This is a genomic window from uncultured Piscinibacter sp. (genome assembly GCF_937952055.1).
Classification (GTDB): domain Bacteria; phylum Pseudomonadota; class Gammaproteobacteria; order Burkholderiales; family Burkholderiaceae_C; genus Piscinibacter.
The window spans coordinates 392,515-405,785 of the sequence record NZ_CALFYO010000020.1 but is presented as its reverse complement, the minus strand read 5'-3'; the positions used below and the strand labels follow the sequence as shown (position 1 = coordinate 405,785).

Below are 13,271 nucleotides of genomic sequence, written 5' to 3'. Positions count from 1 at the left end.
CCCATGACCACCATCCCCCTCACCAAGCGCGGCGCCGAGAAGCTCAAGGAAGAACTGGCGCGGCTGAAGAACGTCGAACGTCACGCCGTCATCCAGGCGATCGCCGAGGCGCGCGCCCAGGGTGACCTGTCGGAGAACGCCGAATACGAGGCCGCCAAGGACAAGCAGGGCTTCATCGAGGGCCGCATCCTCGAGATCGAGGGCAAGCTGGCCGCCGCTCAGGTCATCGACCCGTCGGCGCTGGACGCCGAAGGGAGGGTGGTGTTCGGCTCGACCGTCGACCTGGAGGACGAGGACACCGGCGCCCAGGTGACCTACCAGATCGTCGGCGAAGACGAGGCCGACCTCAAGCAGGGCCTTGTCTCTGTCAGTTCGCCCATCGCCCGTGCGCTGATTGGCAAGTCGAGCGGCGACGTCGCCGAAGTGCAGGCCCCGGGTGGCGTGCGCCACTACGAGATCGTCGACGTCCGCTACGTCTGAGATGTCCTCGACCCGTGTCGCTGCGGTGCTGGCAGGGCTGTGGGCCGGGCTGTTGCTCGCGATTGCCTTGATCGCCGCGCCAGCCGCGTTCGCGACGCTGTCCACCCCGGCCGAGGCGGGACGCGTGGCCGGGCGCATGTTCTCCCAGGAGGCGCCGCTGAGCCTGGCCCTGGCGGTGATCCTGTTCCTGATCGAGCGCCGCCGGGCGCGCGGGCTTGCCGAAGTCGGGCAGGGCTCGCAGTTCAGTGCCAACTTGATGCTGCTGCTGGGCACGCTGTTCTGCACCGTGGCCGGCTACTACGCGATCCAGCCGATGATGGCGGCGGCACGTGCCGGGCAGGGCGCCTGGTCGTTTGCCGCGCTGCACGGCGCCTCGACAGGTTTCTACGGTGTCAAGACGCTGCTCGTGGTGGTGCTGGCCTGGCGCCTGGCGCCGCACTGAGGCTCAGCGGGCTGCCATCTTCTTGAGGCTGGTGGGGCGCTTCTTCGCACGCTTGACCTCGCCGCCAGCGGTCAGCCGCTGATTGCCCAGCACCTTGACCTTCTTGATCTGCGGGCGGTGGTTGCCGCTGCGCGAGAACTTGAGCACCTTGACCACCTTGGGGCCGGGCATGCGGTCCTCGCGCGCAGCCTTCTCCTTCGGCGGGATCGGGCGCCACAGCACGAGCAGCTTGCCGATGTGCTGGATCGGCGCGGCGTTGAGTGAATCGGCCAGCGTGGCGAGCATCTCCTCGCGGGTTTCCCGCTCGTCGGAGAACACGCGCACCTTGATGAGCCCATGGGCACTCAGTGCCGCATCGACCTCCTTGCGCACGGCCGGCGTGAGTCCCTCGGCACCGATGAGCACGACGGGATCGAGGTGGTGGGCATCGGCGCGTTTGTCCTTGCGCTGGGCGGGCGTGAGCTGGATGGCAGGCATGGGCCGTATTATCCCCGCGACATGAAAGTCCAGACGAAGAGCAAGAAGGTCAACAAGGCGTGGCTGCACGACCACCTGACCGATCCCTACGTGAAGATGGCGCAGCGCGAGGGCTACCGCGCTCGTGCCGCCTACAAGCTCAAGGAAATCGACGAAGCGCTGCACCTGATCAAGCCGGGGCAGCTGGTTGTCGACCTCGGCGCCACACCGGGCGCCTGGAGCCAGTACCTGCGGCGCAAGTTCGCGCCCAAGGACGCCGGTGCCGGGGGGGCCGCCGTCGGCGAACTCAACGGCACGATCATCGCGCTGGACATCCTCGACTTCGAGCCGATAGAAGGCGTTCGCTTCATCCAGGGCGACTTCCGCGAGGACGCCGTGCTGGCGGAGTTGGATGCGGCGGTCGGCGGCCGGCCGGTCGACGTGGTGGTGTCCGACATGGCGCCCAACCTGTCCGGGATCGAGAGCTCCGATTCCGCACGCATCGCCCACCTGGTCGAACTGGCAGTGGAGTTCGGGTTGCGCCACCTCAAGCCCGAGGGTGCGCTGGTCTGCAAAGTCTTTCACGGCAGCGGCTACAGTCAGCTCGTCAAGCTGTTCAAGGACAGCTTCCGGGTGGTCAAGCCGATCAAGCCCAAGGCCTCGCGCGACAGGTCGGCTGAAACCTTTCTCGTCGGCATCGGTCTCAAGCCGAATCGCAAGCGGGTCGAAGAAAACTGGCCAAGTGCCTGATTTGCACCGATTCACACAGACGTTCCAGGGTGAAACTTGGGCGGGGCCGGGGCTTGAGTCGACTAAAATCGCACACATCTACCGTGGCAATGGGCGGAAAGCGTGTCCGCCGCGTTGTCTTGACCGGGAAAAGGAGCCGCGGTGAACAATCAATGGTTCTCTAAAGTCGCTGTTTGGCTGGTGATCGCACTCGTGCTGTTCACCGTGTTCAAGCAGTTCGACCGCGGAGTCTCGACGGCCGGCCAGATCGGCTACTCCGATTTCCTGGAAGAGGTGCGCAGCAAGCGCATCAAGAGCGTGCAGCTCCAGGAGGGCGCCGGAGGCAGCACCGAGATCCGCGCGCGCACCACCGACGACAAGGAACTGCGAACCACCGCCACCTACCTCGATCGCGGCCTGGTGGGCGACCTGATCAACAACGGCATCAAGTTCGACGTCAAGCCGCGCGAAGAGCCCTCGTTCCTGCTCAGCCTGCTGGCGAGCTGGGGCCCGATCCTGCTGCTGATCGGCGTGTGGATCTACTTCATGCGCCAGATGCAGGGCGGCGGCAAGGGCGGCGCCTTCAGCTTCGGCAAGAGCAAGGCGCGCATGCTTGACGAGGCCAACAACACCACCACCTTCGCTGACGTGGCCGGGTGCGACGAGGCCAAGGAAGAAGTCAAGGAACTGGTCGACTTCCTGAAGGACCCGCAGAAGTTTCAGAAGCTCGGCGGCCGCATCCCGCGCGGCGTGCTGCTGGTCGGCCCGCCGGGCACCGGCAAGACGTTGCTGGCCAAGGCGATTGCCGGCGAGGCCAAGGTGCCTTTCTTCAGCATCTCCGGTTCCGATTTCGTCGAGATGTTCGTCGGCGTCGGTGCTGCACGCGTGCGCGACATGTTCGAGCAGGCGAAGAAGAGCGCCCCTTGCATCATCTTCGTCGACGAGATTGACGCGGTCGGCCGCCATCGCGGTGCCGGCCTGGGCGGCGGCAACGACGAGCGCGAGCAGACGCTGAACCAGATGCTGGTCGAGATGGACGGCTTCGAGACGAACCTCGGCGTGATCGTGATGGCGGCCACGAACCGGCCCGACATCCTCGACCCGGCACTGCTGCGACCGGGGCGCTTCGACCGCCAGGTCTACGTGACGCTGCCCGATGTGCGCGGCCGCGAGCAGATCCTCAACGTGCACATGCGCAAGGTGCCCGTCGGTCAGGACATCCGCGCCGACATCCTGGCGCGAGGCACGCCGGGCTTCTCGGGTGCCGACCTGGCCAACCTGGTCAACGAGGCGGCCCTGTTCGCCGCGCGCCGCAACGGGCGGGTGGTCGAGATGGTCGACTTCGAGAAGGCCAAGGACAAGATCATGATGGGCCCCGAGCGCAAGTCCATGGTCATGCCCGAGGAGGAGCGGCGCAACACCGCCTACCACGAGGCCGGCCATGCACTGGTGGCCAAGCTGATGCCCAAGACCGACCCGGTGCACAAGGTGACGGTGATTCCGCGCGGCCGGGCGCTGGGTGTGACGATGCAGCTGCCCGAAGGCGACCGCTACAGCATGGACAAGGAGCGCATGCTCTCGACGATCTCGGTGCTGTTCGGCGGCCGCATCGCCGAAGAGGTGTTCATGAACCAGATGACCACCGGCGCCAGCAACGACTTCGAGCGGGCGACACAGATCGCGCGCGACATGGTCACGCGCTACGGCATGACCGACGAACTGGGGCCGATGGTCTACGCCGAGAACGAGGGCGAGGTCTTCCTCGGCCGCTCGGTGACGAAGACGACCAACATGTCCGAGGAGACGATGCGCAAGGTGGACGGTGTGATCCGCCGCATCATCGACGAGCAATACGCGATCGCCCGCAAGTTGATCGAGGACAACCAGGACAAGATGCACGCGATGGCCAAGGCGCTGCTCGAGTGGGAGACCATCGACAGCGACCAGATCGACGACATCATGGCCGGCAATCCTCCGCGTCCGCCGAAGGACTGGGCGCCGTCGTCGAGCAAGGGTTCGACGACCCCGCCGCCGGTGAACCCGGGCAGCGCGACCGCCACGGCCTGAGCCGGTACATCGGCTGTCTTGCACGGGGCTTCGGCCCCGTTCGCCTTTTCTTCCTCACGATCCATGTTCTGGCAGACCACCCGTTTCCGGATCGATCTCCGCCATCCGCTGGTGATGGGCATCGTCAACGTCACGCCGGACTCCTTCTCCGATGGCGGCCGCCACGACGATGCGGCTGCGGCGCTGGCGCATTGCGAACGGCTGGTGGCCGATGGCGCGGACATCCTGGACATCGGCGGCGAGTCCAGCCGTCCGGGCGCGGCGCCGGTGCCGCTGGAGGAGGAACTGGCGCGCGTGCTGCCGGTGCTCGAAGGCGCGCTGACGCTGGGGGTGCCGGTATCGATCGACACCCTCAAGCCCGCGGTCATGCAGCGTGTGCTCGACCTGGGCGCCGACATCGTCAACGACATCAACGCGCTGCGCCTGCCCGGGGCGGAGGACGTTGTGGCCGGCCACCCGCGGTGCGGCGTCTGCCTGATGCACATGCGCGGCGACCCGGGGACGATGCAGGACCGTCCGGCCTACGACGACGTGGTGGTCGAGGTGTCGGACTTCCTGCGCGGGCGCATGGACGTGCTGCGCCGCCGCGGCGTATCCGACGAGCGCATCGTTCTCGACCCGGGCATCGGCTTCGGCAAGAGCGTCGAGCACAACCTCGAACTGATGCGTCGCCAGCGCGAACTGCTCGTGCTCGGCCGACCGCTGCTGCTGGGCTGGTCGCGCAAGTCGACGCTGGGCGCGATCACCGGGCGGCCGGTGGGCGAGCGGCTGGCAGCCAGCGTGGCGGCAGCGCTGGCGTCGGTGCAACTCGGCGCGCGAGTCGTTCGCGTGCACGATGTCGCAGCCACGGTCGATGCCCTGAAGGTGTGGGATGGCGCGGGGCTCGGCGGCTGACAGAATCCGCCGCGGAGGACTTGGATGAGCAGAACCTATTTCGGCACCGACGGCATCCGCGGCACGGTCGGCACCGCCCCGATCACCCCTGACTTCATGCTGCGCCTGGGCCATGCGGTCGGCCGCGTGCTCAAGGCCAGCGAAGAGCGCCCGACGGTGCTGATCGGCAAGGACACGCGCATCTCCGGTTACATGATCGAGTCGGCCCTGGAGGCAGGCTTCGCCTCGGCGGGCGTCGACGTGCTGATGACCGGCCCGCTGCCGACGCCGGGCGTCGCCTACATGACGCGTGCCTTGCGGCTCAGCCTGGGCGTGGTCATCAGCGCTTCGCACAACCCCTTCGAGGACAACGGCATCAAGTTCTTCTCGGCACGCGGCGAGAAACTGCCCGATGCCTGGGAGCGGGAGGTCGAGGCCATGCTGGAGCGACCCGCGGAGTGGGTCGACTCGGCACGACTCGGCAAGGTGCGCAAGCTGGAAGACGCACGGGGGCGCTACATCGAGTTCTGCAAGAGCACCTTCAGCAACGACCTGTCGCTCAAGGGGCTGAAGATCGTGGTGGATGCCGCCCACGGCGCCGCGTCTCGCGTGGCGCCCAATGTCTTTCACGAACTGGGTGCCGAGGTGGTCGAGATCGGCTGCAGCCCCGACGGCATGAACATCAACGCCGGCTTCGGCGCCACTGCACCGGCGGCCCTGGTGGCCGCGGTGAAGGATCACCGCGCCGACTATGGGGTGGCCCTCGACGGCGACGCCGATCGCCTGCAACTGGTCGATGCCGGCGGTCGCCTCTACAACGGCGACGAACTGCTCTACGTCATGGTGGCGGACCGCCTGGCGCAGCGTCAGCCGGTTCCGGGTGCAGTCGGGACGTTGATGACCAACATGGCGGTCGAACTGGCGCTGAGCGAGCGCGGCGTGGCGTTCGTGCGCGCCAAGGTCGGCGATCGCTACATCCTGGAGGAACTGGCCGCACGGGGCTGGCAACTCGGCGGCGAAGGCTCCGGCCACCTTCTGGCGCTGGACAAGCACACCACCGGCGACGGCATCGTCAGTGCGCTGCAGATCCTCCAGGCAGTGCGGCGCACCGGCCGGTCGCTGGCCGAACTGCTGGTGGGGGTCACGCTCTTTCCGCAGACGCTCGTCAACGTGCGCCTGGCCGAGGGCAGGGATTGGAAGCAGAACGCCCAACTCGCCGCCGTGCAGGAGCGTGTGACGCGGGAATTGGGCGCCGACGGGCGCATCCTGATCCGCGCATCCGGCACCGAGCCCGTGCTGCGCGTGATGGTCGAGGCGCGCGAGGCCTCCCTGGCCCGGCGCAGCGCCGAACAGCTTGCCGACGCCGCACGCAGCTAGGCCACCGCGTCGGCGACATCGGTTCCCGAACGGTCGGGCGGTTCGGTGCCGACGGCAGGGCAGAAGCGCCGCCTTCGAGAAGGGGGTCAAAGCGAAGGCGCGATGCATGCGGTCTGCGTGCGGACGGCCCTTTCCCGGCCCGGCGTGCCAAGATGACGGTCGCATGAATCGTTCGTGACCGTCCACCAGGACGATGTCGCCGCCCGGCGTTGTACGTGGAAGTGTCACATGATCGTCATGTGGCTTTCTTACCATCGCGGCACAGTCAACCAGCCACGAGAGGCCCCTCCATGACCATCATCTCTGTCCGCGGCGTCGTCGTCGGCGCGACGCTCGCCATGTCGTCCGGCCTGGCGCTGTCGCAGGACATCACGGGCGCCGGCGCCACGTTCCCGAATCCGATCTACTCGAAGTGGGCCGACGCCTACAACAAGGCCACCGGGGCGCGCCTGAACTATCAGTCGATCGGCTCCGGCGGCGGCATCAAGCAGATCAAGGCCAAGACGGTCGACTTCGGCGCCAGCGACATGCCGCTGAAGGACGAGGATCTCGCCAAGGACGGCCTGATCCAGTTTCCCATGGTGATCGGTGGCGTGGTGCCGGTCGTCAACATCAAGGGCATCGCTCCGGGCCAGATCAAGATGACCGGCCAGGTGCTGGGCGACATCTACCTCGGCAAGATCACGAGGTGGAACGACGCGGCACTGACCGCATTGAACCCCGGCGTGCCGCTGCCGGATGCCGCCATCGCTGCCGTGCGCCGTGCGGACGGCTCGGGAACGACCTTCCTCTTCACGAACTACCTCTCGAAGGTGAACGCGGAGTGGAAGGAGAAGGTCGGCGAGGGCACGGCCGTCAACTGGCCGACGGGCGCGGGCGGCAAGGGCAACGAGGGCGTGTCGGCCTTCGTGCAGCGCCTGCCGAACTCGATCGGGTACGTCGAGTACGCCTACGCGAAGCAGAACAAGATGTCGTACGTGCTGCTGAAGAACAAGGACGGCAACTTCGCGTCGCCGGACGAAGACAACTTCAAGGCCGCCGCGGCAGGGGCCGAATGGTCCAAGAGCTTCTACCAGGTGCTGACCGACCAGCCGGGCAAGGCCACCTGGCCGATCAGCGGCGCGACCTTCATCCTCATGTACAAGACCCAGGACAAGCCGGGCAACGCGGCCAACGCGCTGAAGTTCTTCGACTGGGCGTACAGCAACGGCGACAAGATGGCTTCCGAACTCGACTACGTTCCGATGCCGGACGTCGTCAAGACGATGGTCCGCAAGCAGTGGAGCGACTCCATCAAGGACGCCTCGGGCAAGGTCATCGCGTACAAGTGACCGGCCGTCAAGGCTGCGACAATCCGGGCCGGTGACCGGCCCGGACGAGGACTCTGCATGACCGCCTCCTTGCCCGCCGGCGCCTCGCTCAAGGAGACGCCCATCGAACGCCTCGACCCGACTGGATCGCCCGCCCCGGCACGCCGCTTCTCAGCCTGGCCGGATCGGGTGTTCGCTGGGCTCGCGCTGGCCGCCGCCTGGATCACGCTGGCGCTGCTGGCCGGGATCATCCTCTCGCTGTTCGTCGGAGCCGCGCCGGCCATCCGCGAGTACGGCCTGAGCTTCCTGTGGCGGTCGGAGTGGGACCCGGTGCAGGACCGCTACGGCGGCCTGGTGATGATCTACGGCACGCTGATGAGTTCGTTCATCGCGCTGCTGATTGCCGTGCCGGTGAGCTTCGGCATCGCACTGTTCCTCACCGAACTCTCGCCCAGCTGGCTCAAACGTCCGCTGGGCACAGCGATCGAACTGCTGGCGGCGGTGCCGTCCATCGTGTACGGCATGTGGGGGCTGCTGGTGTTCGGCCCGATCCTGTCGACCTACGTGCAGCAGCCGCTGCAGTCGCTGTTCGGCGACGTGCCGATCGTCGGCCAGCTTTTCCAGGGGCCGCCGGTCGGCCTGGGTCTGCTGTCCGCCGGCATCATCCTGGCGATCATGGTGATCCCCTTCATCGCCGCGGTGATGCGTGACGTGTTCGAAGTCACGCCCCCGATGCTCAAGGAGTCGGCCTACGGCCTGGGGGCGACCACCTGGGAGGTGGTCTACAAGGTCGTGCTGCCGTACACGAAGACCGGCGTGATCGGCGGCATCATGCTCGGTCTTGGACGGGCACTCGGCGAGACCATGGCCGTCACCTTCGTCATCGGCAACATGAACCAGCTCAACTCGCTGTCGCTCTTCGAGGCGGCCAACAGCATCACCTCGGCGCTGGCCAACGAGTTCGCCGAGGCCGGCGAGGGGCTCCACCAGGCCTCGTTGATCTACCTCGGACTGGTCCTGTTCTTCATCACCTTCGTCGTGCTATCCATGTCGAAACTGCTGCTCATGCGTCTGCAGCGCAACGAAGGAACCCGCTCATGAGCGTCGCCGGATTCGACGCGTCGCGCTTGGCGATGCACAGCGCGCGCAAGCGCACCAACCGCATCGCACTGGCGCTGTCGCTCGGCGCGATGGCATTCGGCTTGTTCTGGCTGATCTGGATCCTTGTCGAGACCGTGCGGCTGGGAATCGGCGGCATCGCGATCGCCACCTTCACCGAGATGACCCCACCGCCGCAAGCGGAAACCGGCGGCCTGGCCAACGCGATCTTCGGCTCGCTGCTGATGGTCTCGATGGCCACGCTGATCGGCACGCCGGTGGGCATTCTGGCAGGCGTCTATCTGGCGGAGTACGGCCAGAAGGCCTGGCTCGGCACCGTGACGCGCTTCATCAACGACATCCTGCTGTCGGCGCCGTCCATCGTCATCGGATTGTTCATCTACGCGGTCGTGGTGGCGCGCTTCAAGACCTTCTCCGGTTGGGCAGGCGTGCTGGCCTTGTCGCTGATCGTGATTCCGGTCGTCATCCGCACCACCGAGAACATGCTCAGCCTGATCCCGAACGCCTTGCGCGAGGCGGCCTATGCGCTGGGCACGCCCAAGTGGAAGGTGATCACGCTGATCACGCTGAAGGCGGCGCGGGCCGGCGTGGTCACCGGCATCCTGCTCGCGGTGGCACGCATTGCCGGCGAGACGGCGCCGCTGCTCTTCACGGCGCTGTCGAACCAGTTCTGGACGGCGAACCTCGGCGAACCGATGGCCAGCCTGCCGGTGACCATCTTCAAGTTCGCGATGAGCCCCTACGAGAACTGGCAGAAGCTGGCCTGGGCCGGCGTCTTCCTGATCACGCTGGGCGTGCTGGGGCTGAACATCCTGGCGCGGGTGCTGTTCCGCAACAAACATTGAGAATCACACCATGGACGCCAAAGTCGACCTGCCGGTCACCGAGAAGGTGAAGCTCTCGGTGCGCGACCTGAATTTCTTCTACGGCAGCTTCCATGCGCTCAAGCGCATCAACCTGGACATTCCAGAGCGCAAGGTCACGGCCTTCATCGGCCCGTCGGGCTGCGGCAAGAGCACGCTGCTGCGCACCTTCAACCGCATGTTCGAGCTCTACCCCGAGCAGCGTGCCGAAGGACAGATCCTGCTCGACGGCGCGAACATCCTGGAGAAGAAGCTCGACGTGAGCCTGATCCGGGCCAAGATCGGCATGGTGTTCCAGAAGCCGACGCCGTTCCCGATGTCGATCTACGACAACATTGCCTTCGGCGTGCGGCTGTTCGAGAACCTGCCGCGCGTGGAGATGGACGAGCGCGTCGAGTGGGCGCTGAAGAAGGCGGCACTGTGGACCGAGGTGAAGGACAAGCTCAACCAGAGCGGCTCGGGGTTGTCCGGCGGACAGCAGCAGCGGCTGTGCATCGCGCGCGGCATCGCGATCAAGCCCGAGGTGCTGCTGCTCGACGAACCCTGCTCGGCACTGGACCCGATCTCGACGGGCAAGATCGAGGAACTGATCACCGAGCTGAAGGCTGACTACACCGTGGCCATCGTGACGCACAACATGCAGCAGGCGGCGCGCTGTTCCGACTACACCGCCTACATGTACCTCGGCGACCTGATCGAGTTCGGCCCCACCTCCGAACTGTTCATGAAGCCGAGGAAGAAGGACACCGAGGACTACATCACCGGTCGCTTCGGCTGACCCGGGAGCACCCACCATGACCGAGAAACACCTCTCCACCCAGTTCGATGCCGAACTGAGCGCCATCTCCACCCGAGTGCTCGAGATGGGCGGATTGGCGGAGTCCCAGGTCGCGCAGGCGATCTATGCCCTGGTGAACTTCAGCGGCGATACGGCCAGCGAGGTTCTCAAGCAGGAGGAACTGGTCAACCGGATGGAGATCGAGATCGACCGGGACCTCTCCACCATCATCGCGCGTCGCCAGCCCACCGCACGCGACTTGCGCCTGCTCATCGCCGTCTCCAAGACCATCGGCAACCTGGAGCGCGTGGGCGATGAAGCGGCTCGCATCGGCCGAACGGTGCAGCGGTTGATCAACTCGGGATTCTCCAGCCGCATGCGGCTGCCGGTCGGCGACGTGTCGTTCGAGGCCTCGCTGGCCACGGCCTCGCTGCGCAAGGCGCTCGATGCCTTCGCTCGGCTCGACGCCGCGAAGGCCTTGGAAGTCATCAAGGACGACAACCAGATCGACCAGGAATTCGACGGCTTGATGCGCAAGCTGATCACCTACATGATGGAAGATCCGCGCACGATCTCGGCGTCGATCGACCTGGTGTTCGTGGCCAAGGCGATCGAGCGCATCGGCGACCACGCGAAGAACCTCGCCGAGCAGATCATCTACATCGTGAAGGGCACCGACGTGCGCCATCACACGCTCGAGAACGTCGAGTCGATCGTGCGATGAGGGTGACTGCATGAGTCGCGTGCTGGTGGTCGAGGACGAAGCGGCAATCGCCGAGTTGATCTCGCTGAACCTGCGCCACGCAGGTTACGAGGTGACGCTGGCGGCGAGCGCCGAGCAGGCCCAGGCGGCGGTGGACGGCGTTTTGCCCGACCTGGTGCTGCTGGACTGGATGCTGCCGGGCCAGTCGGGCCTGGCGCTGGCGCGCCGCTGGCGGGCCGATGCGCGCACGCGCGAGTTGCCGATCATCATGTTGACGGCGCGGGCCGACGAGTCCGACAAGGTGGCCGGGCTGGATGCCGGTGCCGACGACTATCTCGCCAAGCCGTTCTCCACCAACGAGCTGATGGCGCGCATTCGTGCCGTGCTCAGGCGCAAGGCGCCGGAAGCGCTGGACTCGGCGGTGGAACTCGGTGGGCTGCGCCTGGACCCCTCCACGCGCCGGGTAGCGAGAGGCGACATCGAGCTCAAGCTCGGACCGACCGAATTCCGCCTGCTGCACTTCCTCATGACGCACCCGGAGCGTGTGCACAGCCGAGCACAACTGCTCGACCGGGTCTGGGGCGACCATGTCTTCATCGAGGAACGCACGGTCGACGTGCACGTGAAGCGGTTGCGCGAGGCGCTCGCGCCAGCGCACTGCTCGCAAATGGTCGAGACAGTGCGCGGCGCTGGCTACCGCCTGACCCAGCAGGTGGCGGCATCGCAGGCGTGAGGTCCCGGAGCGCGCGATGAGCTGGCTGCTGCCCCGCCTCGCGGCCGGCGTGCTGGCCATGCTGGCAGGCGGCTTCATCGGCTTTCTGGCCTCGAGCGCCGAGCAGACGGTGGTCTGGCGCGTCCTGGGCGGCGGCGGCATCGGCGTGGCGATCGTGGCGATGCTCGACACTGCACGCGGCTACCGCCTGATCAACTGGCTGCGCGGCAGTCAGGAGCAGCAGGCACCTCGAGACGCCGGATTCTGGGGCGAACTGGGCTATCGCGTCGAGCGCTCGATCCGGCTGCGCGAACAGGGCCTCGCGCAAGAGCGGCTGCGACTGGAGCAGTTCCTTTCGGCCATCGAGGCCTCGCCGAACGGCGTGCTCATGCTCGACGAGAACGACCAGATCGTCTGGTGCAATTCGGTCTCGGCCGACCACTTCGGCCTGGACCCGCAGCGAGACCGGCGACAGCCTATCACCAACCTGGTCCGCGCGCCGGCCTTCGTGGCCTACCTGCAGCAAGGCGAGTTCATCGAGCCCATCAGCTTCTCCAACCCACGTGGCGACGGCACACTTTCGGTGCTGCTTCGTTCGTACGGTGAAGGCATGAAGCTGGTGCTTTCCCAGGACATCACCGACCGCGAGCGCAACGAGGCGATGCGTCGCGACTTCGTCGCCAACGTATCGCACGAGATTCGCACACCGCTGACCGTGCTGGCTGGATTCATCGAGACGATGAGCAACCTGCCATTGACCGAAGTCGAGCGCAAGCGTGTGCTCGAGTTGATGACACAGCAGACGAAGCGCATGCAGACGCTGGTCAGCGACCTGCTCACCCTCGCGCAGCTCGAAGGCAGCCCGCGCCCGGCGGCAGACCGCTGGGTGGCGCTTGCGCCGCTGCTGGCGCAGGTGGAGGCGGACGCGCGGGCGCTTTCCGACGGCAAGCACCTGCTGACGGTGGCGCAGGTCGGCGACATCGAACTGGCGGGCGCGCAAAGCGAACTGCTCAGCGCGATCACCAATCTCGTCAGCAACGCCGTGCGCTACACGCCAGCGGGCGGTCGCATCGACGTGACCTGGCGACTGCTGGGCGACGGCAGCGGCGAACTGTCGGTGGCCGACACCGGCCCGGGCATCGCGCGCGAGCACATCCCGCGGCTGACGGAGCGCTTCTACCGCGTCGACGGCAGCCGCTCGCGCGACACCGGTGGCACTGGCCTCGGTCTGTCGATCGTCAAGCACGTGATGCAGCGACATGGCGCCGAGCTGGACATCCACAGCGAGCCTGGGCGAGGGTCGCGCTTCCGGCTGGTCTTTCCCTCCGCACGCGTGCGTCCTTCGGGCGCGGTCGGTTAAGT

The 13,271-nt window shown here is 66.6% G+C and carries 14 protein-coding genes; 13 read left to right on the top strand and 1 reads right to left on the bottom strand.

Features of this window, described 5'->3' with window-relative positions; all coding sequences use genetic code 11:
• Nucleotides 1-3 precede the first annotated feature (3 nt).
• Entirely contained in the window at nt 4-480 is a 477-nt protein-coding gene (gene greA, locus Q0599_RS12760; protein WP_298829969.1) for a transcription elongation factor GreA, read from the top strand.
• Nucleotide 481: 1 nt separating this feature from the next.
• A complete protein-coding gene (locus tag Q0599_RS12755; protein WP_298829968.1) occupies nt 482-922 on the top strand; it encodes a DUF4149 domain-containing protein in 441 nt (146 codons plus the stop codon).
• 3 nt (nt 923-925) lie between these two features.
• On the opposite strand, the gene Q0599_RS12750 is transcribed toward Q0599_RS12755, so the two are convergent.
• Nucleotides 926-1,399: a YhbY family RNA-binding protein gene (locus tag Q0599_RS12750; RefSeq protein WP_298829966.1), complete on the bottom strand. Its 474-nt coding sequence runs from the start codon at nt 1,397-1,399 to the stop codon at nt 926-928.
• Nucleotides 1,400-1,420: 21 nt separating this feature from the next.
• Between Q0599_RS12750 and Q0599_RS12745 the strand changes: the two genes are divergently transcribed.
• The 11 genes from Q0599_RS12745 (at nt 1,421) to phoR (ending at nt 13,269) form a co-directional block, all read left to right on the top strand.
• Complete coding sequence (locus Q0599_RS12745) at nt 1,421-2,128, top strand: RlmE family RNA methyltransferase (protein WP_298829964.1); 708 nt, start codon at nt 1,421-1,423, stop codon at nt 2,126-2,128.
• Nucleotides 2,129-2,269: 141 nt separating this feature from the next.
• On the top strand, nt 2,270-4,174 hold the full coding sequence (ftsH, locus tag Q0599_RS12740; protein WP_298829963.1) for an ATP-dependent zinc metalloprotease FtsH: 1,905 nt from the start codon (nt 2,270-2,272) through the stop codon (nt 4,172-4,174).
• Nucleotides 4,175-4,237: 63 nt separating this feature from the next.
• Nucleotides 4,238-5,068, top strand: coding sequence for a dihydropteroate synthase (gene folP, locus Q0599_RS12735; protein WP_298829961.1), 831 nt, complete (start codon nt 4,238-4,240; stop codon nt 5,066-5,068).
• 24 nt (nt 5,069-5,092) lie between these two features.
• Nucleotides 5,093-6,424, top strand: a complete 1,332-nt coding sequence (gene glmM, locus Q0599_RS12730) for a phosphoglucosamine mutase (protein ID WP_298829959.1) — start codon at nt 5,093-5,095, stop codon at nt 6,422-6,424.
• Nucleotides 6,425-6,714: 290 nt separating this feature from the next.
• Entirely contained in the window at nt 6,715-7,755 is a 1,041-nt protein-coding gene (gene pstS / locus Q0599_RS12725) for a phosphate ABC transporter substrate-binding protein PstS (protein ID WP_298829958.1), read from the top strand.
• A gap of 57 nt (nt 7,756-7,812) precedes the next feature.
• On the top strand, nt 7,813-8,835 hold the full coding sequence (pstC, locus tag Q0599_RS12720) for a phosphate ABC transporter permease PstC (RefSeq protein ID WP_298829956.1): 1,023 nt from the start codon (nt 7,813-7,815) through the stop codon (nt 8,833-8,835).
• Nucleotides 8,832-9,698: a phosphate ABC transporter permease PstA gene (gene pstA / locus Q0599_RS12715; protein ID WP_298829954.1), complete on the top strand. Its 867-nt coding sequence runs from the start codon at nt 8,832-8,834 to the stop codon at nt 9,696-9,698. Before pstC ends, pstA begins: the two co-directional genes overlap by 4 nt.
• Nucleotides 9,699-9,708: 10 nt before the next feature.
• Complete coding sequence (gene pstB, locus Q0599_RS12710; protein WP_298829951.1) at nt 9,709-10,494, top strand: phosphate ABC transporter ATP-binding protein PstB; 786 nt, start codon at nt 9,709-9,711, stop codon at nt 10,492-10,494.
• A 16-nt stretch (nt 10,495-10,510) separates the two neighbouring features.
• Nucleotides 10,511-11,218 (top strand): phosphate signaling complex protein PhoU, encoded by a 708-nt coding sequence (phoU, locus tag Q0599_RS12705; RefSeq protein ID WP_298829949.1) that lies wholly within the window; start codon nt 10,511-10,513, stop codon nt 11,216-11,218.
• Between the two features lie 10 nt (nt 11,219-11,228).
• Nucleotides 11,229-11,930, top strand: coding sequence for a phosphate regulon transcriptional regulator PhoB (gene phoB, locus Q0599_RS12700; RefSeq protein WP_298829947.1), 702 nt, complete (start codon nt 11,229-11,231; stop codon nt 11,928-11,930).
• 16 nt (nt 11,931-11,946) lie between these two features.
• Entirely contained in the window at nt 11,947-13,269 is a 1,323-nt protein-coding gene (gene phoR, locus Q0599_RS12695; protein WP_298829945.1) for a phosphate regulon sensor histidine kinase PhoR, read from the top strand.
• The last annotated feature ends 2 nt before the right edge of the window (nt 13,270-13,271 follow it).

What these genes read in the sequence shown, in the direction of transcription:
- pstC (WP_298829956.1), top strand. Translation starts at nt 7,813, where the DNA reads ATGACCGCCTCCTTGCCCGCCGGCGCCTCGCTCAAGGAGACGCCCATC.
- pstB (WP_298829951.1), top strand. Translation starts at nt 9,709, where the DNA reads ATGGACGCCAAAGTCGACCTGCCGGTCACCGAGAAGGTGAAGCTCTCG.
- folP (WP_298829961.1), top strand. Translation starts at nt 4,238, where the DNA reads ATGTTCTGGCAGACCACCCGTTTCCGGATCGATCTCCGCCATCCGCTG.
- phoR (WP_298829945.1), top strand. Translation starts at nt 11,947, where the DNA reads ATGAGCTGGCTGCTGCCCCGCCTCGCGGCCGGCGTGCTGGCCATGCTG.
- phoB (WP_298829947.1), top strand. Translation starts at nt 11,229, where the DNA reads ATGAGTCGCGTGCTGGTGGTCGAGGACGAAGCGGCAATCGCCGAGTTG.
- glmM (WP_298829959.1), top strand. Translation starts at nt 5,093, where the DNA reads ATGAGCAGAACCTATTTCGGCACCGACGGCATCCGCGGCACGGTCGGC.
- phoU (WP_298829949.1), top strand. Translation starts at nt 10,511, where the DNA reads ATGACCGAGAAACACCTCTCCACCCAGTTCGATGCCGAACTGAGCGCC.
- pstS (WP_298829958.1), top strand. Translation starts at nt 6,715, where the DNA reads ATGACCATCATCTCTGTCCGCGGCGTCGTCGTCGGCGCGACGCTCGCC.
- pstA (WP_298829954.1), top strand. Translation starts at nt 8,832, where the DNA reads ATGAGCGTCGCCGGATTCGACGCGTCGCGCTTGGCGATGCACAGCGCG.
- Q0599_RS12750 (WP_298829966.1), bottom strand. Translation starts at nt 1,399, where the DNA reads ATGCCTGCCATCCAGCTCACGCCCGCCCAGCGCAAGGACAAACGCGCC.
- Q0599_RS12755 (WP_298829968.1), top strand. Translation starts at nt 482, where the DNA reads ATGTCCTCGACCCGTGTCGCTGCGGTGCTGGCAGGGCTGTGGGCCGGG.
- Q0599_RS12745 (WP_298829964.1), top strand. Translation starts at nt 1,421, where the DNA reads ATGAAAGTCCAGACGAAGAGCAAGAAGGTCAACAAGGCGTGGCTGCAC.
- greA (WP_298829969.1), top strand. Translation starts at nt 4, where the DNA reads ATGACCACCATCCCCCTCACCAAGCGCGGCGCCGAGAAGCTCAAGGAA.